Source organism: Murimonas intestini (assembly GCF_024622195.1).
In the GTDB taxonomy this organism is placed as follows: domain Bacteria; phylum Bacillota; class Clostridia; order Lachnospirales; family Lachnospiraceae; genus Murimonas; species Murimonas intestini.
Window position 1 is genome coordinate 18,306 of sequence record NZ_JANKBI010000013.1, and the last position, 19,425, is coordinate 37,730.

Sequence of the window (19,425 nt, forward strand, 5' to 3'; positions counted from 1 at the left end):
ATTAACCCTCCTGATTACTCTCTTAAAGTTGCCGCATGCATAATGCTTTCCTGAGTTGCCTCTGCGATCCCTATTTCACCTGTTTTCCTGCCCTCGCACATGACCACGATCCTGTCACTCATACGCAGGATCTCTGTCAGCTCGGAAGAGATCATTATAATGGATTTCCCCTGTTTGACAAGATCATTCATCAGTGAATAGATCTCACTCTTAGCGCCTACATCAATACCTCTTGTGGGCTCATCAAAAATCAGGATATCACAGTTCCTGGTCAGCCATTTTGCAATAACAACTTTCTGCTGGTTACCACCGGAAAGGTTTTTCACTTTCTGTTCAATTGAAGGCGTCTTTGTCTTCAGCGCATCCACATATTTTTTAGTGATTTCTTTTTCTTTCTTATTGTTAACAAATATACCGTTCGTAAAATTCTCCAGAGATGCCATGGTAGTATTCTCTGCAACAGTCTTGTCAACAACCACGCCGTACCGTTTTCTGTCTTCTGACAAATAACCGATACCTGCCTGTACCGCATCCTGAGGAGATTTAATATTTACCTTCTTGCCATTGACATAGATTTCCCCGCTGTCTTTTTTATCAGCGCCAAACAATGCCCTGGCGGTCTCTGTCCTGCCGGCTCCCATCAGCCCGGAAAATCCCAGGATCTCTCCCTTATGCAGTTCAAAGCTTACATCCCTGACCATCTTTCCGGCATTGAGATGTTCAACCTTTAATACTACAGGGGCATTCTTAGGTACATTGCTCTCTGTCTTTGGATCTTCATAAATGACACGGCCAACCATCATATTAATAATATCATCTTTAGTCGTATCTTTTGTGACAACTGTTCCCACATATTCACCGTCACGCATTACTGTAACGCGGTCCGTGATCCTCTTTATTTCATCCATCCTGTGAGAGATATAGATAATACCTATATTCTTCTTTCTCAGGTCCTCAATGATCTTAAATAATTCGGTGATCTCTGCATCTGTCAGGGCCGCTGTGGGCTCATCAAATACAATTACCTTGGCATCAGTTGAGATAGCCTTGGCAATCTCACACATCTGCTGGCGTCCGACTGTCAGCCGTCCCATTGTCTCTTTCGGATCAATATCAATATTTAACAGTTTAAAAAGCTTCGCAGCTTCTTCGTTCATCTTCCTGTCATTGATCATTTTTCCGTTCATACTCTCGCGGCCAATAAATATGTTCTGTGCAACTGTCAGATGGTTCATCATATTCAGTTCCTGATGCACGATTACTATTCCGGCCGTCTGGGCTTCTTTAGGGGTCTTAAACTCTACTTCTTTTCCTTCGAAAGTAATAGTGCCCTTGTCCTTTGCATAGATTCCGGTCAGCACCTTCATCAATGTGGATTTACCTGCACCATTTTCTCCCATCAGGGCATGTACCTCGCCTTTTCTCAGCTCCAGGTTTACTTCCTTCAAGGCATGTACACCAGGAAAAGACTTGTCAATACCCTTCATTGTTAAAATTACGTCGCCCACCTTTTCACCTTCCATTCCCTATCGATTTTCACATATATCACATCAGCTTATGAATATTTTATGACCAAATTGTTAATAAATCAATGGAATATATTCTGAGAAAGGGTAAAAATTTTACTCACCAGTAAAATTTTTACCCTTTCGTCCATCACTTTGCCAGAAACGGAAACAGCAGTTTCTGGTTTTCTTCTGTATACATATTTCCTTTTGTAATTTCTTCCGAGCCTGAATCTACCGTGGGATCTACAGCTGTATTATAGATCACCTCGACTGATTTCTGGACAGCCAGATATCCCATATTAAATGGCTTCTGCACCACGATCCCTTTAAATATGCCGGCTTCCAGAAGCTGTATCTCTTCCAGAGAGCTGTCAAAGCCTACCATGACGATCTCATCCTCCAGACCCATATCCTTTACCGCCCTGGCCGCGCCGACTGCTGAATATTCATTCAGCCCCGCTATTGCATTTATTTCAGGATGCTCCTCCAGCAGCTGCTGAGTCACCTTGTATGCCTTGTCATAATCGGAATCACAGAAAACAGCGGGAAGAATACGGTCCTCATATCCCTCCAGCCCCTCCCGCAGCCCTTTTTCACGTTCCATAGCCGTAGAGGATTCCCTCACATGTGACACGATCCCTATGACCGGGTCCTCAGGAAGATATTTTCTGAGCAGCTCCCCCAACTTTTTCCCGGCTTCCGTATTATTTGTGCACACAAGTGTCTCTCCAAGCGGCTCTTCCATAGAAGAGTCAACCAGTATGAGATGTATTCCCGCTTTCACGATCTGTTTTGCGGCCTCGGTGGATTCCGTATAACTGCATGGGGACAGTATGATCGCATCCGGCCTCTCCTCAATTGACTGCCTGATGATCTCATTTTGTTTTTCTACATCACCCTCCGAGGACGGGCCTGCTATTTTGAGGTTAATATCATACTCCTTAGCGGCCGCCTGAGCCCCAAGCGCCAGTGACCCCCAGAAATCAGAATTATCCTGTACTTTCGGAATATATATAACATCCAGTTTGCCGCCTCTGCTCTGCCAGGACTTAGCAGCAAAAGCCAGGACTACGATGAGCAGTCCCCCCAGAGCAGCTGCAATTATAATATAAAATTTAGAATTCTTATACTTTCCCATCTTTCGGCTGCCTCTCTTCTTCAGGTATACTGACAAACACTGTAGTCCCTACCCCCCTGACAGATTTATACTTCAGGCCGGATTCCTGACCATAGTAAAGCTGAAGCCTGTGGTGCACATTATAGACCCCCACATGATTTGATTTATGGTTTGGCACCTTCTGGTCCAGGATATGTTCTACCGCCTCCTGCTCCATGCCTGCGCCGTTGTCGCTGATGATAAGAACTATTTTTCCGTCAGACCTGCCCCCCATAATGGAGATCATCCCTTTTCCATCTATGTATTTTATTCCGTGATAGATAGAATTTTCTACCAGAGGCTGTATGACCAGCTTTACTATGTGGCACTTGAGGATGTCCTCATCCACATCGATCACAAACTCCAGCTGATCTCTGTATCTCATTTTCTGTATCGTAAGATAGCTTCTTGTATATTCAATCTCCTGGGCTATAGTCACCACCTCGTCTTCATTGCTTATACTCTGCCTGAACAGCTTGGCCAGAGATGAGGTCATCAGAACCACCTCTTCATTTTTACCGCTCTCTGCCATCCATATGATAGAATCCAGCGTATTATAGAGGAAGTGCGGATTTATCTGGGACTGGAGAGCCCTCAGCTCATTTTTACGCTTCTCTCTCTGCTCCTGGATATTTTCATCCATAAGCTGCTGAATCTTCTCAGTCATGATATTAAATGAATTGCCAAGGCTGGAGATCTCATTATTCCCCCTGGCAGTCACCGCCTGATTATCAAACTTGCCTTTCTGGACCTGGATCATGGCTCCTTCCAGTTCCCGGATGGGCTTTGTGATCGCCCTGGAAATAAACATTGACAGGACAATAGCCAGAAGACTCAGCAGAAGCGCCGTCAATCCATACAGGGTCTTTGTCCCCTCCCGGTCCTTCATCAGCTCATCTAAATATGCCACTCCCACGACCTTCCATCCTGTCTCTCTGGAGCTACATACCGTGTACAGTTTGCTGTTGTTTCCTTCATCAGTAATAAAGCTTCCGTTTTCCTGCTCCAGGACCTTCCCGTTCCACTCCGTCTTGAGCCCGCTGTAGATCAGCTGCTGCTGAGGATGATAAATATAACTCCCGTCTTCACTCAGAATAAATAAGTATCCCCTGTCCCCCAGGCTTACCCTTTCACAAAGGCCGCTTATAGAACTATAATTCAGGTCTATGAAAAAGATTCCTTCCTTCTCCTGTGTTTTTGGATTTAACAGCGCCCTGCTCAGAGTAACCACCCAGGTATAGGCGCCTGAGATGGCATTCTGTACATGAGAGGACGACACCACTGAAGAACCGTTTGCCTTCATGGTATCCTTGTACCAGTCCATATCTTTTATATCTGCATTGGGATTCAGGGCAGATTTCCCCCTGTTCAGATACATTTTTCCATTATCCGCCAGTACGGCGATATTGCAGATATCTGTCCTCGTATCAATCAGGGTCTTAAACTGCTGCCCTACCTTATCCTTCATTTCCTCCTGATTCTCATCGTCCCCGAAAAGATACTGGGACACATCAGGATTCCCCACTACCATCATGGAAATAGTCTCCATGTAGCCAATGTAAGAATCCAGGTCAGCATTTATCTGTTCAATAAGCTGCATTGTATATTCCTCAGAATTGCGCAGTACTGTCTTCTCTGTATAATTCAGGGATATCAGCAAAAATACCGCCAGCGCCAGTGTGATTACTATCAGAAACGGAAGCAGGATCGCATCCTGGATACTTTTAAAATGCCAGATAATATTCTGGACTCTCTTCTTAAAATGCTGCTTCATTTGTCACCTGACCCTTTTTGCATATTCCGTGGGAGTCATCCCTGTCATCTTTTTAAACGTACTGCTGAAGTAATGGGGATCGCTGTATCCCACCTCATCCGCAATCTCATAAGCCTTTTTGGCAGTATTCTCCAAAAGCAGCTTGGCACGTTCAATCCTTTTTTTAGTAAGCGCTTCAATAAAAGTCTCACCTGTATATGCCTTGAATATAGAACTGAAATAGCTGGTGCTCATTGCCAGGTAAGAACAGACTGTATTCAGGGACACGTCAGCGTCCCCATAATTTTTATCTATGTAGTCCAGCGCCAGGATAGCCTGCTTTTTACAGTAGCTGTCTTTCTGGTCCTTCATATTTCTGGCTATATCCACACAAAACAAAACCAGGTCCTCTGCGATATCTGAAAGCTGCTCCTTATTGTATATGGTATTGAGCAGTTCTCTTTCCTCAGTAAATATCATAGACTCATTTATGGAAGTGGTGTCCAGGGAATTCATGATTGACAGGATCGCATTCTGCACGTAGAAGATACTCCTGTTCCTGGATACGTAAGCATCCCTGACTGCCTGGATAAACTCCTGTATCTGGCGGCGTATCCCCTCTTCATTGCCTGTCTTGATTTCCAGCGCCACCTGACCTGCATATCTGGCTACGTCAACCCCCTGGCGTGCACTGCTCCCTCTTAAGTCGGCGGCATATATGATCTGATTTCCTCCCAGCAGAAACTTGTATTCCAGCGCTTTTTTCGTATCTGCGAAGGATTCATAAAGCTTTTCCAGTGAATCAACCGCCTGTCCCACAGCTATGGTGCACTCTATCTTGAGAAATTTCATTATGGCCTTCTGTATCTCCTCACATATCTGGAGCGCTCTCTTCTCCAGTCCCGCATCTCCGCTGAAAACAAGAATAGTCCTCTCCTCTATATCCTGGAACGTAACACCCTGCTCATAATGTGACAGGATCTCTTCTGATATATTATAGATAGCAAAATAACCCAGGTCCGGCTTTATATCCTTTTCCTGGCTGAGAAAAGAAGTAAAGTCATCTCCCAGGACAAGCGCCGTCATAAAACACTTTCCAGACAGATGTATATCGTAGTCCACCAGCTTCTCTTTGATATTGTCTATCTGGATATTTCCTGCGAGAAGGCTGTTCAGGAATCTGCCCCGCAGCAGGGGAAGATTACTTATGTACGCACCTTTTATCTTTTTCATATTCTGATTCTGAAGACGCTCTCCATCCAGCTTTTCACGCACCTTCTTCAGTGTCTCTGACAGCTCCACTGCTGTTATAGGCTTCAATATATATTCAACCACCTGATATTTTACGGCATTTTTAGCATATTCAAATTCATCATACCCACTTATGATGACCACCTTTGTGTCACGGTAATTCTCATAGACGAACTTTGTCAGATCCATGCCATCCACATACGGCATGCATATATCCGTAAGAAGAAGATCCGGAGGATTTTCCTTTATCTTCTCAATCGCTTCTTTTCCGTTCTTGCAGGCTCCCACCAGTTCATATCCCAGTTCATTCCACTTCGTGTTTTCACTGATCGCCTCCCTGATCAGAGCCTCATCGTCCACCAGCAATACTTTGTACATTTATCCCACCGCTTTCTATATTATGATGTTGGGCTGTGAATAGTAACACCTCTATAACTCACAAGTTTATTTTATCCTATACCTGCAGCAAATACAACAGGAAGCTTATCTCCTGAACTGTTCCTTCATCTCACATATCTCTTTTTTAGGAAATATAGCCTTTAGTATCTCTACTACCAGAAATAGCATGACCGGCCCCAATATGACCCCTGCAACGCCAAAAATGCAGATTCCTGCATATACAACGATGGCGATCACTATGGGATATACCCCCAGCTTGTCTCCCAGAAGCACAGGCTCCAGATATTCCCTGACACCATTTGTAATAAGAAAAAGCGTGGCGTAAGAGGCCGCATAGAAAAAATCTCCTCTGATCAGACAGATGACTGCCCAGGGGAGCAGGATAGTTCCTGTGCCGATAAAAGGAAGCGCATCCAGAAGCCCGATCACAATCCCCACCAGCAGGGCATAGGGATTCCCCAGCAGCCACAGTCCAAGGACACAGAGCACAGTGACTATGAGGATAATGCTCAGCTGGGCTTTCAGGTAAGCCCCTCCGATATTCCAGAGCCTGTCCATTATATCCAGGAATTTCCTGTACGGGCTGTATTTCAGGAGCCTGTCATTTATCTCATCATAATCCCGGATCAGCAGTGTGACAGCAACAAAGATCACAAAAAAGGTGGCTATCCCTTTTAAAATTCCCGCAGCATACTTGATGGAACTGTTGAAGAGGCCTGGAAGGATATACACTTGCACCCTGTCTTCCATATATTCTATATTCTGGTAGATAAACTGTCTAATATCCTCCCCATTTATGCCAAAGGTGCCCTCCAGAGCCTGGCAGCATCCGTCCACCATGCCTCCGAAGCTGCGCCTGTATCCGTCCAGGTTCATGACCACATTCCTGATCTGGATAATGAGCTGGTCACACAGGATCCAGCACCCAAACGCCAGGGCCCCGGTAACCAGAAGCAGCAGAAATACTGTTGACCATTCTTTCTTTATCTTCATCCTGTCCTGAATCTTTCTTGTGAGAGGATTTACAAGGCGGACAAAAAGATATGCAGCAAAAAAGGGAGCTACGTAGGCAAGCAGATATCTCAGCCCGATATATACAGCCGCCGTAATCCCTATCACTCCTAATAACTTCTTATATTTATCCGCCATGCGCATACCTCCCGGATCTACTCAATTCTTTGAGTTAGTATGCGCAGTTCTCCTGTTTTCATGCCATGGTCCGTCTGTTTATCAAATCTCAGAAAAAATACTGCCCTTTGGCCTGCATGAAAATTCCATCGTTTTCCCTGTTCCGGGATGTTTAAATGACAGCTTATACGCACAGAGCGCCAGAATGCCCGGTGCTGCTGTCCCGGCTCCATATTTCTGGTCTCCATAAAGGGGCATGCCTGCATTTGCCATCTGGACACGTATCTGATGGTGCCGGCCTGTAAAAAGCCTGATCTCCACAAGCGCAAGATTATTCTTCTTATTTAATATGCGGTATGAAAGCCTGGCCTTTTTTGCATCCTTTGTCCCCTCCTTCACCACCCTGGAGGAATTTGTTTTCCCGTCTTTCAGAAGATAATCCGTAAGCTCACCCTCTGTACGCGGCGCCTCACCGCAGACTACTGCCAGATAATATTTCTTCATCCCGTCACCTGCAGCCTGTGCGCTTAATGAAGCCGCAGCCTCCTTTGTCTTTGCAAACACCAGCAGTCCCTGCACCGGCTGGTCCAGCCTGTGCACCACCCCGATATATGGTTCACCGCTGATATTCTCTGACGTACTTCTGTAATTTTTCAGGATGCTTACCATATCCTTTGTCCCAATCCTGGCACTCTGTACCGGGACGCCCGCCTCTTTCTCACATACTATTATATCACTGTCTTCATAAACTATCACAGGTCCCATTGTAAGCTCCTTTTAGGTTACTTTTTATTTAAAGATTTTAAACTACTTCAGTATAAATTACAATAGATTAGCCAAGTTTTTTCCGGTTATACTTAATTTATATTTGACTTTGCCCTGCAAAACAATTATCATGAAAACAATACTGTGTATACAAAGGAGGATTATGTAAAAATGACATATGTGCTGCTGCTCGCCGGGTTTATTCTTTTGATCAAGGGGGCTGATTTTTTTGTGGATGGCAGCTCCAGTGTGGCCCGTATCCTCAGGATCCCTTCTGTCATCATCGGGCTGACGATCGTTGCCTTCGGCACAAGCATGCCTGAAGCATCCGTAAGCGTTACTGCTGCTCTCAAAGGGGCTAATGAACTGGCGCTCAGCAATGTTATAGGTTCCAATATTTTTAATCTGCTCGTGGTGACAGGCGTCTGTGCTGTTATACGTCCTATGGCAGTCACTCAGTCTGTTATGAAAAAAGAATTTCCTTTTTCCATATTGATTACAGTCGCCCTGCTTCTGATGTGCATGGACCAGGTCTTCTTCGGAGCAGATTCAGCCGTCATCTCTAAGCTCAATGGTTTAGTGCTTCTGCTGCTCTTTATTGTTTTTCTGGCATCCACTATCCGTGACTCACTGAAAAGCCGGCGCGAATCTGCAGAGGATGACTCTCCTAAGACTATGAGCCCTCTTGCCAGCATACTCTACATCCTTGCCGGACTGGCAGGTATTGTACTGGGAGGAAACCTTGTAGTGGACAGCGCCAGTGAGATAGCCAGGTCCTTTGGCCTGAGCCAGACTTTTATAGGGCTGACGATCGTTGCCCTGGGAACTTCACTCCCTGAACTGGTGACCTCCATCGTTGCCGCCCATAAAGGCGAAAACGACATTGCACTTGGCAATGTCGTCGGTTCTAATATTTTCAATATCCTTTTGATCCTGGGGGCATCATCAGCCCTCAACCCTGTGCTTGTCAGCCAGGATTCCGTATGGGACATTTTGATCCTGATAGCATCCAGCATCCTGGTCTATGTCTTCTGCCTGACAAAAAAGACGCTGAACAGGGTGGAAGGCTTCATAATGCTACTCGCATATGCAGGTTTCTTTGCTTTTATAACCCTGCGCTAGACATACTGTCTGCCGGATCAGTCCTTTGGCACGGCCCTGCGGATGATCAGCCAGCTGGCCGCCCCAAGGATGCAGGAGAGCACTGTAAATGTGGCAGCTGCCGGATACGGTATTCCCTTCCCCAGCCCCAGTATGGTGACCAGGGTATGGATCAGCCATCTTACAAATGCAGTTTCCCAGAAGATTTCCAGAAGCAGGGGAACCAGCACAAAGGCTGTCACTGGCAGGGCTATGGCCAGGGCTGTACGCCCTCCCTTTCCCAGCCTGTAGATCAGGCCGCTGAGCACTGTTCCCAGCATATAAGAACATATATATACCGCAGCGCCTACAGCCGCAAACGCTATGAAAGACCATACAGCATTGTGTTTATCTGCAAATTCTGGGTATATCTGGATCCAGACAGACTCAGTGCTTTTTGTTACCCCTGCCAGGTCAGAGATAATCCTTGACAGGAAAATAAACAGTCTGTCAGCTATGGAGAGTATCAGGGCAAACATCAGGCCTGTGCCTGCCTTGCTTATAAATATGGTTTTCCTGCTCACACCATTCTGCATCAACATCTGGAAATTTTCCCTGAAGTCCCCCGCAGCTATGATAAATACTGTCACTATCAGGATTATTTCCGCCCCGTTCAGCGTCATATTTGTTTTAAAATTATTTTTAGACGCCAGCTGGACCACTATGGCAATAATATTGATCAGCATCATTACACCATATACGGAAAACACAGTTGTTAAAAAATCTCTTATTTCAAATTTAAAAGCCGCCTTTAATTTCATCTTTTCCTCCCCCTGCTATTCATTTGTCAGCTGGATAAATAATTTCTGAAGATCCATCCCTGTCAGCTCCAGCCCTTCCGGCATGCTGCCGCGGTCCGGCCTGCCCAGCAGATACGCCGTCTTAAGCCCGCCCAGGGAATCAGTGCCGATCACATCCCTGCCTTTTATATAGCTGTCTACACGGCCGGCATTCCCGGATACCGTATAACCTTTTCCAAGGAGCTCATCCCTGGATTCATTATAGATGATCTTTCCCCGCTTAATGATAACAATCTCCTCAATAACATTTGAAACTTCTTCTATCAGATGGGTAGAGATCACCGCTGTAAAAGGGTCTTCCCCGTATTTTGTGAGCAGGTGCTTATAGAACAGCTCCCTGTGGTTGGCATCCAGCCCCAGGACAGGCTCATCAAAAAACACATAGGGAACATTCACACAGAGGGCCAGGATAACCTTGAATATAGTCTCATAGCCTGTCGAGAGGGAATCCACCTTCTTTTTATCAGACAATCCGAATTCCTCCGCCAGGCTGCGTGCCTTTTCCACGTCAAAATCCGGATAAAATTCCTGTGTCCACTTAAATGCCTCTTTGATTTTCATTTTTTCAGGGTACAGCGTCTTTTCACTGATCAGGAATATCTGTCCCTGAGCCATGTCATTCTCTCTCACCGGCTGCCCATCCAGCAGCACTTCCCCCTCATCAGGAAATAACCTGTTGCTGATAATATTGAGCATGGTGGATTTCCCGGCTCCGTTTCTTCCAAGCAGTCCATATATCTTATTTTCCTCAAAGTTTAGTGTCACATTGTCAAGCGCCGTCACATCCTTAAAACGCTTGCTTACTCCTCTCAGTTCAATCCCGCTCATCTTTCATACCCCCTCGCCACCATGGCAATGATCTCGTCCCCTGAGATTCCAAGTTTTTTTGCTTCTTCAATCAGGCTCCTGACATAGCTGTCATAGAACTCTTCTTTTCTCTTTTCTTTCAGCTTCATAACCGCTCCTTCTGTCACAAACATCCCTACTCCTCTCTTCTTATACAGCACACCTGCATCCACCAGCAGGTTTATTCCTTTTAATGCTGTGGCCGGATTTATTTTGTATGTCACGGAAAATTCAGTGATCGATGGTATCTGTTCCTCTTCTTCAAAAGCGCCTGTCAGGATCGCATCTTCGATCCCCAGCGCTATCTGCTGGAAGATAGGCCGCTCGTCCTCAAAATCAATTTTCACATGCCCCCTCCTCTCTACTACTGTTTTATATTTTTTAATCCCTACTTGTTATCTAGTTAGTTGCTTGAGTAATTAACTAATTAAATAATAGTCCATCTCAACACTTTTGTCAAGCAGAATATTTAAAGGAGCTGCACACCATAGTGTGACAGCTCCTGACACATGTATATCCCGGTTTTCCATTATCCAGTTTAGAGCGGCTTACTCATAATCTGCCTCCCGGCAGTACTGCTGAGTCAATACAGAAGCTCCCAGGATTTGCTCTTTCCTTATTAGTTCAAAAAATGCTTCCGAACCCATGGGCCTGGCAAAGTAATACCCCTGCCCATATTCACAATGATACTGATGCAGCAGATCCAGCTGCTCCACAGTCTCAATTCCTTCCGCTAAAGAGCGTGTCTTCGGAAGTTCATGGCATATCTGCATGGTATTTTTCATAACAATACGGCTCTTCACATCGCTGCTCAATTTATCCACCAGGGATTTATCAAATTTAATCTCGTTAAAATCAAGTGTGGTCAAGATAGACAGATTAGAGTACTTAGATCCAAAATCATCCAGTGAAACAGAAAAACCCTCCCCAATGAGCTGCTCCATCAGTTCCAGCAATTGATGCGGTTCCAATTTGCTGATATTCTCTGTTACCTCTATGGTAATATTCTCAGCAGGGACTCCATATTCCTGGCAGATCTGTTTGATTTTCATTACAATATCGGAAGCCATCAGAGTCACACGTGAGAAATTTGAGGAAATATGGGTCTCGATGCCCTGCCTTTTCCACTTCTGCAGATCAGCACAGACAGTCTGAAGTACATACAGATCCAGATGACGGATCACTCGTTCTCTCTCATATTGGGGAATAAAATGATCCGGCAGTACCAGGTTTCCCCGTTTGTTCCATTTTCGCACCAGAGCTTCAGCGCCTATGATCCGTCCTGTTTTAAGACATATCTGGGGCTGATAGTAGACCTCAAAGCGGCGGTCTGCAATATCCTCCAGAAGCTCGGTGGCGATGCCGGCCCGCGCCCTTCTGTCACCCTGCAGAACTGCATGATAATACCGCTGCTTTTCTGCATACATTAAATCATCAGCTTTCAGTATCTCTTCATCAGCAGATATATTTCCTTCTTTCCAGGTGTGCCCAATTGATACGTCATACTCTTTATTCTTATTAAAATCCCGGACCAGTTTTTCCGTGAGTGCCCGGAATTCCTGTTCTTCTATATCCACACAGAGTACTGTAAACTCATCTCCGCCCACCCTGTATGCTTCAGGTCCAACGCGCAGCTTCAGGGTATCCGCCACCTTTTTGATCACCCTGTCCCCATATTCATGACCATTACTGTCGTTGATTTTCTTCATCCCGTTAATGTCAATATAGATAACACCAAGGGACTGCAGTGTTTGACCTGACAGCTTGTCCAGCATCTTTATGTAACTGTTCCTGTTCTGCAGGCCGGTGAGGAAGTCTGTATAGCTGGACAGCTCCAGATCCCGTATAAGCCTGCGCCGCTCCATCTCCTCCAGCACAAAGCTGCACACGCTGCGCAGCAGAGTCAGGTCATCCGTGCTTTCCCTTGGATTGTCTACGCCAAGGAACCCTATAATCTTCCCATTTTTTCTAAGCGGAGCGACGGCAAGGCTTTCAATCCCCTGATCCTTTAAGATACGGTACTCAGGTGTATCTATTTCCAGGTCTTTATCCAGCGAAGTAATAAAAAACTCTCCGTCAAGCTCAAATTTATAATTCCACTCTCTGACGTATTCTATTGGAATTTCCTGCAGGACCTTCATTTGATGCAGGATATCAGGAGCGCACCACTCAAATGTATTTTTGATATAATTTTTTTCATATTCAAAGATATATGCACGGTCCGCAGTGTAGAAATGGCCGATGATCTCCAAAAAGCGGTCCACCGCCGCATTAACATCTGCTTCACTGGAAAGCGTCTGAATGCAGTCCACCAATGTCTCTTCCACTGTAAGGCGGCTTGAAACACGGTCGAACCTTACTTTCTGGTCTGTGATATCCCGTGCTATCTCAAGCCTGCAGCTTTTTCCCTCAAACGTGACTAAGATGTCTGTAATATCAAACCATGTCTGAAGCTTTTCGTTATAATGCTGCCAATGATACGGCTTGTCCGGTATCAATTTACTGTTTGTACAGAATGGGCAGACCGTGTCCATGCCCTGAATCAGCTGGTAGCATTTTCTTCCGTAAGTCTCCTGCACATCCTTGAATCCGTAAAGGGTGGCTGCTGGTTGAGTCATATATATTATTTCATTGGTATCCGTATCTGTAGCATACGCCACCAAATTTTGCAGGTTAATAATAGATTGTTCAAAAAAAGCTTCTCTCACAGTATACCTCCCAAATAATCAAACCTCTGCATCTCTCCAATGTACGGATTCAGGTGCTAACATTCTGCAGAAGCCAAATACTTTTCAATTTCCAGGGCAAGAGTATCAAAACTCAATGGCTTTGCCATATGTCCGTTCATTCCAACAGCTTCTGCATTACGTATATCCTCAACAAAAGCATCAGCCGTCATTGCGATGATGGGGACTGTCCGGGCATCTGTACGGTCAAGCGCACGGATCGCACTGGCAGCCTCATAGCCATTCATCACCGGCATCTGTATATCCATTAATATCAGTGAATAGTAGCCGGGAGAGCTCTCCTGAAAGAGCCTCAGCGCTTCCCTGCCATTTACCGCCGCCTCCAGCCTGGCTCCAAAACCTCCCAGCAGCTCCATGGCAATTTCCCTGTTCAGTTCATTATCCTCTGCAAGCAGGATTGTTTTATCATGGAAATCGTATGCCGCTGTTTCATGGCTTGATATTTCTGCACCATTAATGTACTTCTGCATACAATTCTGAAATGTGGATTGGAAAAAGGGCTTTTCTATATATCCGTCAATACCTGCAGTCATCCCGTCCTTGATTTCGCTCCAGTCATAGGCTGATACAATCAGCAGCGGCAGCGCCCCCGCGTATTCCCTCCGGATTTGTTCTAATGCCCCCAACTCTTCCCGCCGGAGTATTTCCCAGTCTATGATTACCATCTGATACTTCTCGCCTGCCTGCCGCCTGCCACAGATATGTGCCGCTGCCTCACCAACGTTTTTTGCACAGTCCGCCTCAGCTCCGAGACTGCTCAGAGCTTCCTGCGCGTCCTTCAGGACAACCGGGTCTGAGTCAACCAGCAAAATTCTTTCTTTGTCACCAATATGCTCTGTTGGAATATCCAAGATATTGCTGTACTGCATGGGCAGTGTCACACAAAAGGTGGATCCATGCCCCGGCAGGCTGTCCAGTCTGATATCTCCGCCCATCAGCTCAGTGAGCCGCTTCACTATGGCAAGGCCAAGGCCGCTGCCTTCAATCCTGTCTGTACGGCTGTCACTTTCCCGGGCAAATGTCTCAAAAATATGTTCCTGAAAGTCCTCCTTTATGCCAGGACCCGTATCTGAGATTGTAAAGGAAAGGGCAGAGTTCCCCGGCAGCTGCTCCACTTCAAAAATGATCTCTCCGTATTCCGGTGTGAATTTTGATGCATTTGACAGCAGGTTCAATAAAATCTGACGCAGCCGCAGCTCATCGCTGTAAAAATGCTCCTGCCTTACATTCAGCAGATGAACCTTGAACGTCTGCTGCTTAGTACGGATATTTGGCAGGGTAATCATGATGATCTCCCTGATTAATTCCGGCAGTGAAAGAGAAGCCATATGAATAGAGACCTTGCCGCTTTCAATTTGTGACATATCCAGCACGTCATTGATCAGTCCCAGAAGGTGGTGGCTGGAAAGGCGTATTTTATCCAGGCAGTCCTTCACACGTTCTGGTTCCCGAAGGTGGGCATCGGCAATCTCCGTCATGCCGGCAATGGCATTCATGGGTGTCCGGATATCATGGCTCATCCGGGAGAGGAAATCCGACTTGGCTGCATTTGCCAGTTTAGCGGCCTTTAGAGCCGTATTGAGCATTTCCGTGCGCTCTTCCAGCTGATGCTGGAGCTTTCTCAGTTCAGTAATATCTGTAATATCTATATAAACCACCAGGTAAACAGGGTCATCCGCAACAGAATCAATACAGGTGCCGTGAAGCTGAAGCCAGCAGTCCCTGCCATATTTATCCCTGACCCGGATAGATTCATCCAGCTCCAGAGCTTCTCTATTCCGCAGTTTAGGCAGCCTGTCCTCAATGATATGACGGCTCTCAGGCTGTAAGACCCCCATGAAATCAGCTGCCGCCAGATTGTCCAGGTCCACATCAAAGAAATCCTTTATGCGGCTGCTTGCATCAATGATCACAATCCTGTCTGGCAGGATCCTGTATTTTACGATAAAACCAGGTACATGCTCATAAGCAACACTTTTATCCTGCTGAGCCTGCAGCAGTTCTGTGACGTCAATCATAGTAGTATAAGCCAGCTGTTTTCCGTCCTGATATTCATTTGTAAAGAAATCCACCAGTTTCACCCACCGGGAGGACCCGCCCGGAAGCTTCATGGGAAGATAAGCCTCAAAGCTGTCCTCCCCCGCTGCGTACATGTTATCTATTTTATTGCAGAGAATATCCCAGGACTCCGGATTGTCCGTGAAATACTCGTCACAATGATTATGAAACCGGGCCTCATATTCGGATTTCGTATACCCAATGAGCTGATAATAAAAATCATTGGCCCAGACAACTGAGAAATGCTCGTCCACCTTGTGCTTGCTGACGCTGACCTTCATTGCCTGCATCATCATTTCCAGCTCATTCTTGGTCTGCACAAGCTCTGTCACATCTGTCATAACGGTGTAGGAGGTGCGGTAGCCATCAACATACCGGTCTGTAAAAAAGCTGACAAGTTTTACCCAATAGCTGGAACCGTCCTCATATTTCATGGGGACGATCAATTCATATTTATCCTCCCCCTTTTCCAGGACGGATTCGACTTTTTTTGTAAGCAGCTCCCAGCCTTCCGGGTTATTACCATAGTACTCATCCGCATGGTTGTGGAACAAAGCCTCATACTTAGGCTTTGGATAACCAATCAGTTTGTAATAAAATTCATTGGCCCAGATGCAGGTATAGTGCTCATCCACCAGATGAGAACTGACACTGACATTGAGGGCGCTCATAAGCATTTCCTGCTCACGTGTCATCGTCTCATAGTTTTGCTGCGCGCGCAGCTGCTCCCTCTGTGCCTGCATCATATCTGTCACATCGATCATAGTAGTGTAGGCCACCCGGTACCCGTACATGTATTCATCAGTAAAGACAGCCTGCAGTTTGACCCAGAATGGGGAGCCGTCCGGATAGACCATGGGCAGATAAACGGAGTATCCCTTTTCTCCGCCCTCCAGGCTGGCCTTTATCTTTTCAGTAAGCAGCTTCCAGCCCTCCGGATTCGTTTCAAAATACCTGTCACATTGGTTTTGAAAACGGGCCTCATACTCGGACTTGGTATAACCGATCAGTTCGTAATAGTAGTTGTTGGCCCAGATGCATGTGAGATGTTCATCCATAAGATGTTTACTAACACTTGCACCTAATACCCCCATCAGCATGCTGTATTCGTTATTGAGCTGCTCATAGCTTAAATTGATTTCCACCAGTCTCTCCTCCATCGTATCGTTTACTGCAGATTGATGATATTGTAACAATAAAAATCATCCTAAATTTATTAGCTCTCGAAACTGTTCTAATTCAAATTTATTGTGCTCATTTAATATTTTTTATTATAAGCTATGTTTATAAATAAATCAATAAAATAGTACCCATAATGGTGTGAAGATGATAGAATATAATTATCTTTTTTATAAGTAATGGAATATGGTGAAAGATCTATGAGGACAGGAATTATTGTATGTGGTTTAAACGGCGCCGGTAAGAGCACTCTCGGAAAATGCCTTGCGGAAAAATTGAATTTCTATTTTTTAGATAATGAAGATCTGTATTTTTCCAGGACAGATCTTTCTTATGCCTACTCATCTCCACGCACACATGAAGAAGCTGAAAAGCTTTTTTTGAGTGAAATTTCTTTTCATGAAAATTTTGTTTTTGCTTCCGTGAAAGGAGACTTCAAAGCTTCGGTCTATAATTTCTTTCAGTATGCCGTATTGATCGAAGTTCCAAAAGATATTCGGATACAGCGAGTTAAAAATCGTTCTTTTCAGAAATTTGGTGACAGGATACTGCCGGGCGGTGATTTACATGAGCGGGAGGAAAGTTTTTTTCATTTTGTGAAATCCAGAGCAGAGAATACTGCTGAAGAATGGGTTCAATCCTTAAAATGCCCCCTCATACGGGTAGACGGAACAAAGCCCATTGAAGAAAATACAAGGCTCATTATAGAGCAGATACAAAACCAGATTTTTACTTGAAAGCTAGTCTGATCCACAGACCAGTCTGTATTGACAGAAAGGCGTTGAAATGTTTGTATTTTTACTTATTTGTTCATTATTAGTTCCTCTTTCTATGATTGTATTAGGAAAACAATGGGGGAAGAAACCTCCCGCAGATAGAAACGGAGTTTCAGGATACCGTACTGCCATGTCAAGGCTGAATCAGGATACATGGACTTATGCGCACAAATATTGGGGTAAAATGATTTTTTTGATTGGAATCGTACTGGCTGTGACTTCATTTGCATTTGTTGTGTATATTAAAGACCGTTCAAATTTTGAGACATTGATAGTTTATCTGGTATTTACACAAATAGGGATCATGGCGCTTACGATTATTCCAACAGAAATCAGACTGCATAAGGTTTTTACCAAAAAAGGGGATCGAAAAAATAAATGTCTTGGAGAGGATGAAAAACCTTGGATGAATTGAATTTATATAATATAGCTTACAAACACCTGTTTAACTGTATTCATTTTGGCTTGTACCCTACCGGTTCAAGTCTTCCTACTATACCTGAGCTATGCAGAACCTTTAATGTCTCAAGCGCCACGATTCACAGCGCTCTAAGGCTCCTGCAGGAAGAAAATTATGTGTCCCTGAGCCAGGGACGGAGTGCAATCGTAACTTATGACATCAATGAGGAGGAGTGCCGGGAGAAATACAGGATCTACAGCTATGCCACTAAAGACGCTTTGCTGGACTTGTGCAATACAATGCTGCTGATTTGGCCGGAGGCCATGCTGCAGGGTCTGAAGCTGTGCAGTGATAAGGATCTGAAAAAGCTGGACGAGATCTTTGAGCGCATGTCACCTTATAATGAGTATCCCTACTTCGAATTTTTCTTGCATATCCTGAAGTCCCTTGAAAACCCTCTGTTTCTCAACTTATATCAGAGTACAAATTTCTTTGGGCACTCCACGATCATGCATCTTGGGGATAATGCTTACATATATGGCTATATGACTTATTTAAAAAGGGAGGCCGCACAGATACTTTCTCTTCGCAGGGCATCTGATTATGTGCAGCTAAAGGATCTGCTGATCCGCCTTTACCAGAGACATATAGAAGGGGTACAGCGGTATCAGGATTCGCTGCTTCCGCCTGATCATCCAGTTGAACCTATCCCGTATGAATGGAATTATTTCTCGGAACGTCCTCTGGTCAATTTTAATCTGGCCATGAAACTGCTCCGGCAAATTTATTCTTCTTTTGGGAACCAGGAATATCTTCCATCATTTACTTCTCTGGCAAAACAGTATTCTGTGCCTTTAATAACGGTACGCCGCGCCATAAAAATCCTCAGCGACATTGGCATTGTAGAGACCATCCCCGGGAAAGGTACACGTGTGATGGTAGGTCTGGATAACCCGGCCCCGATCTCCAGCTTTACCACGCCCAATTTTAAAAAGGCTTTGCTGCAATATCTGCAGAGTGTACAGATAATTCTAGTAATTTGTAAAGATGTGGCCCTGTCTGTTTTTCCTGCGCTCGCCGATAGTTCCATTCAAAGCGCCATATCCTGGCTGCAGAATATCCTTATTTCCAAGGATTACTACATGACATTCGGCATCTGTTTTGGCCTGCTGAACGAGAAAGCACAGTCGCCGGCCTTAAAACAGATACTGGGCGGGCTGATGTACTTTCAGTATCTGGGTTACCCCTTGAATGATATGAAGCCTTATGCTTTTAGATTTGATTCCCGCTCAACAACAGCCCTGTTAAAAAGCCTCCAGGAAAAAGATGCAGAACTGTTTGCAGCAGAGCTGCAGCACCTGGCTCTTGAGGTATTTAAGGCCGGAAAAGAAAAACTTACCGCCGGAGGAATCCATGAGGCGGAAACAATTGCGCTGCCTGTGATTCTATGATCCTCTCTGGCTGGGAACAAAAGTGCGCTTTGCGCACCCCAGCAAGCCTGTATTTTGGACAGCGCAGC

Annotated in this window: 15 protein-coding genes; 4 read left to right on the top strand and 11 right to left on the bottom strand. The window is 45.2% G+C overall.

Features of this window, described 5'->3' with window-relative positions:
- Positions 1-14: 14 nt before the first annotated feature.
- The 6 genes from NSB28_RS16860 to NSB28_RS16885 form a co-directional block, all read right to left on the bottom strand.
- Positions 15-1,508 carry a sugar ABC transporter ATP-binding protein gene (locus NSB28_RS16860; RefSeq protein ID WP_109747750.1) on the bottom strand — a complete coding sequence of 498 codons (1,494 nt, stop codon included), beginning with the start codon at positions 1,506-1,508 and terminating at the stop codon, positions 15-17.
- 148 nt (positions 1,509-1,656) lie between these two features.
- Entirely contained in the window at positions 1,657-2,646 is a 990-nt protein-coding gene (locus tag NSB28_RS16865) for a substrate-binding domain-containing protein (RefSeq protein ID WP_109747634.1), read from the bottom strand.
- Positions 2,633-4,438 (bottom strand): sensor histidine kinase, encoded by a 1,806-nt coding sequence (locus NSB28_RS16870; protein WP_109747635.1) that lies wholly within the window; start codon positions 4,436-4,438, stop codon positions 2,633-2,635. The genes NSB28_RS16865 and NSB28_RS16870 overlap by 14 nt, the downstream gene beginning before the upstream one ends.
- Positions 4,439-4,441: 3 nt before the next feature.
- Positions 4,442-6,046 carry a response regulator gene (locus NSB28_RS16875; RefSeq protein ID WP_109747636.1) on the bottom strand — a complete coding sequence of 535 codons (1,605 nt, stop codon included), beginning with the start codon at positions 6,044-6,046 and terminating at the stop codon, positions 4,442-4,444.
- A 105-nt stretch (positions 6,047-6,151) separates the two neighbouring features.
- Positions 6,152-7,216 (bottom strand): AI-2E family transporter, encoded by a 1,065-nt coding sequence (locus NSB28_RS16880; protein ID WP_257497544.1) that lies wholly within the window; start codon positions 7,214-7,216, stop codon positions 6,152-6,154.
- An 81-nt stretch (positions 7,217-7,297) separates the two neighbouring features.
- Positions 7,298-7,960, bottom strand: a complete 663-nt coding sequence (locus tag NSB28_RS16885) for an RluA family pseudouridine synthase (protein ID WP_109747638.1) — start codon at positions 7,958-7,960, stop codon at positions 7,298-7,300.
- A gap of 171 nt (positions 7,961-8,131) precedes the next feature.
- On the opposite strand from NSB28_RS16885, the gene NSB28_RS16890 reads away from it, so the two are divergent.
- A complete protein-coding gene (locus NSB28_RS16890; RefSeq protein ID WP_109747639.1) occupies positions 8,132-9,082 on the top strand; it encodes a calcium/sodium antiporter in 951 nt (316 codons plus the stop codon).
- Between the two features lie 17 nt (positions 9,083-9,099).
- Here NSB28_RS16890 and NSB28_RS16895 read toward each other — a convergent pair whose 3' ends face one another.
- The 5 genes from NSB28_RS16895 to NSB28_RS16915 all read right to left on the bottom strand — a co-directional run bounded on the left by NSB28_RS16895 (position 9,100) and on the right by NSB28_RS16915 (position 16,696).
- A complete protein-coding gene (locus tag NSB28_RS16895; protein WP_109747640.1) occupies positions 9,100-9,861 on the bottom strand; it encodes a hypothetical protein in 762 nt (253 codons plus the stop codon).
- 15 nt (positions 9,862-9,876) lie between these two features.
- The gene (locus NSB28_RS16900; RefSeq protein ID WP_109747641.1) at positions 9,877-10,728 is read right to left on the bottom strand and encodes an ABC transporter ATP-binding protein; all 852 of its coding nucleotides are present in this window, start codon (positions 10,726-10,728) and stop codon (positions 9,877-9,879) included.
- The gene (locus tag NSB28_RS16905; RefSeq protein ID WP_109747642.1) at positions 10,725-11,093 is read right to left on the bottom strand and encodes a GntR family transcriptional regulator; all 369 of its coding nucleotides are present in this window, start codon (positions 11,091-11,093) and stop codon (positions 10,725-10,727) included. The genes NSB28_RS16900 and NSB28_RS16905 overlap by 4 nt, the downstream gene beginning before the upstream one ends.
- Positions 11,094-11,294: 201 nt before the next feature.
- Positions 11,295-13,454 (bottom strand): sensor domain-containing phosphodiesterase, encoded by a 2,160-nt coding sequence (locus NSB28_RS16910; protein ID WP_109747643.1) that lies wholly within the window; start codon positions 13,452-13,454, stop codon positions 11,295-11,297.
- A gap of 56 nt (positions 13,455-13,510) precedes the next feature.
- On the bottom strand, positions 13,511-16,696 hold the full coding sequence (locus NSB28_RS16915; protein ID WP_109747644.1) for a PAS domain-containing sensor histidine kinase: 3,186 nt from the start codon (positions 16,694-16,696) through the stop codon (positions 13,511-13,513).
- 234 nt (positions 16,697-16,930) lie between these two features.
- On the opposite strand from NSB28_RS16915, the gene NSB28_RS16920 reads away from it, so the two are divergent.
- Genes NSB28_RS16920 through NSB28_RS16930 form a run of 3 tightly spaced genes read left to right on the top strand, consistent with a single transcriptional unit; the run spans position 16,931 to position 19,357 of the window.
- Positions 16,931-17,467 carry an AAA family ATPase gene (locus tag NSB28_RS16920; RefSeq protein WP_109747645.1) on the top strand — a complete coding sequence of 179 codons (537 nt, stop codon included), beginning with the start codon at positions 16,931-16,933 and terminating at the stop codon, positions 17,465-17,467.
- Positions 17,468-17,516: 49 nt separating this feature from the next.
- The gene (locus NSB28_RS16925; protein WP_243134964.1) at positions 17,517-17,921 is read left to right on the top strand and encodes an SdpI family protein; all 405 of its coding nucleotides are present in this window, start codon (positions 17,517-17,519) and stop codon (positions 17,919-17,921) included.
- Positions 17,909-19,357 (top strand): GntR family transcriptional regulator, encoded by a 1,449-nt coding sequence (locus tag NSB28_RS16930; RefSeq protein ID WP_109747646.1) that lies wholly within the window; start codon positions 17,909-17,911, stop codon positions 19,355-19,357. The genes NSB28_RS16925 and NSB28_RS16930 overlap by 13 nt, the downstream gene beginning before the upstream one ends.
- Positions 19,358-19,425 lie beyond the last annotated feature (68 nt).

Bases quoted from the DNA above. Each gene is read 5' to 3' on its own strand.
- NSB28_RS16865 (WP_109747634.1), bottom strand. From the start codon at position 2,646: ATGGGAAAGTATAAGAATTCTAAATTTTATATTATAATTGCAGCTGCT.
- NSB28_RS16870 (WP_109747635.1), bottom strand. From the start codon at position 4,438: ATGAAGCAGCATTTTAAGAAGAGAGTCCAGAATATTATCTGGCATTTT.
- NSB28_RS16875 (WP_109747636.1), bottom strand. From the start codon at position 6,046: ATGTACAAAGTATTGCTGGTGGACGATGAGGCTCTGATCAGGGAGGCG.
- NSB28_RS16880 (WP_257497544.1), bottom strand. From the start codon at position 7,216: ATGGCGGATAAATATAAGAAGTTATTAGGAGTGATAGGGATTACGGCG.
- NSB28_RS16885 (WP_109747638.1), bottom strand. From the start codon at position 7,960: ATGGGACCTGTGATAGTTTATGAAGACAGTGATATAATAGTATGTGAG.
- NSB28_RS16890 (WP_109747639.1), top strand. From the start codon at position 8,132: ATGACATATGTGCTGCTGCTCGCCGGGTTTATTCTTTTGATCAAGGGG.
- NSB28_RS16895 (WP_109747640.1), bottom strand. From the start codon at position 9,861: ATGAAATTAAAGGCGGCTTTTAAATTTGAAATAAGAGATTTTTTAACA.
- NSB28_RS16900 (WP_109747641.1), bottom strand. From the start codon at position 10,728: ATGAGCGGGATTGAACTGAGAGGAGTAAGCAAGCGTTTTAAGGATGTG.
- NSB28_RS16920 (WP_109747645.1), top strand. From the start codon at position 16,931: ATGAGGACAGGAATTATTGTATGTGGTTTAAACGGCGCCGGTAAGAGC.
- NSB28_RS16925 (WP_243134964.1), top strand. From the start codon at position 17,517: ATGTTTGTATTTTTACTTATTTGTTCATTATTAGTTCCTCTTTCTATG.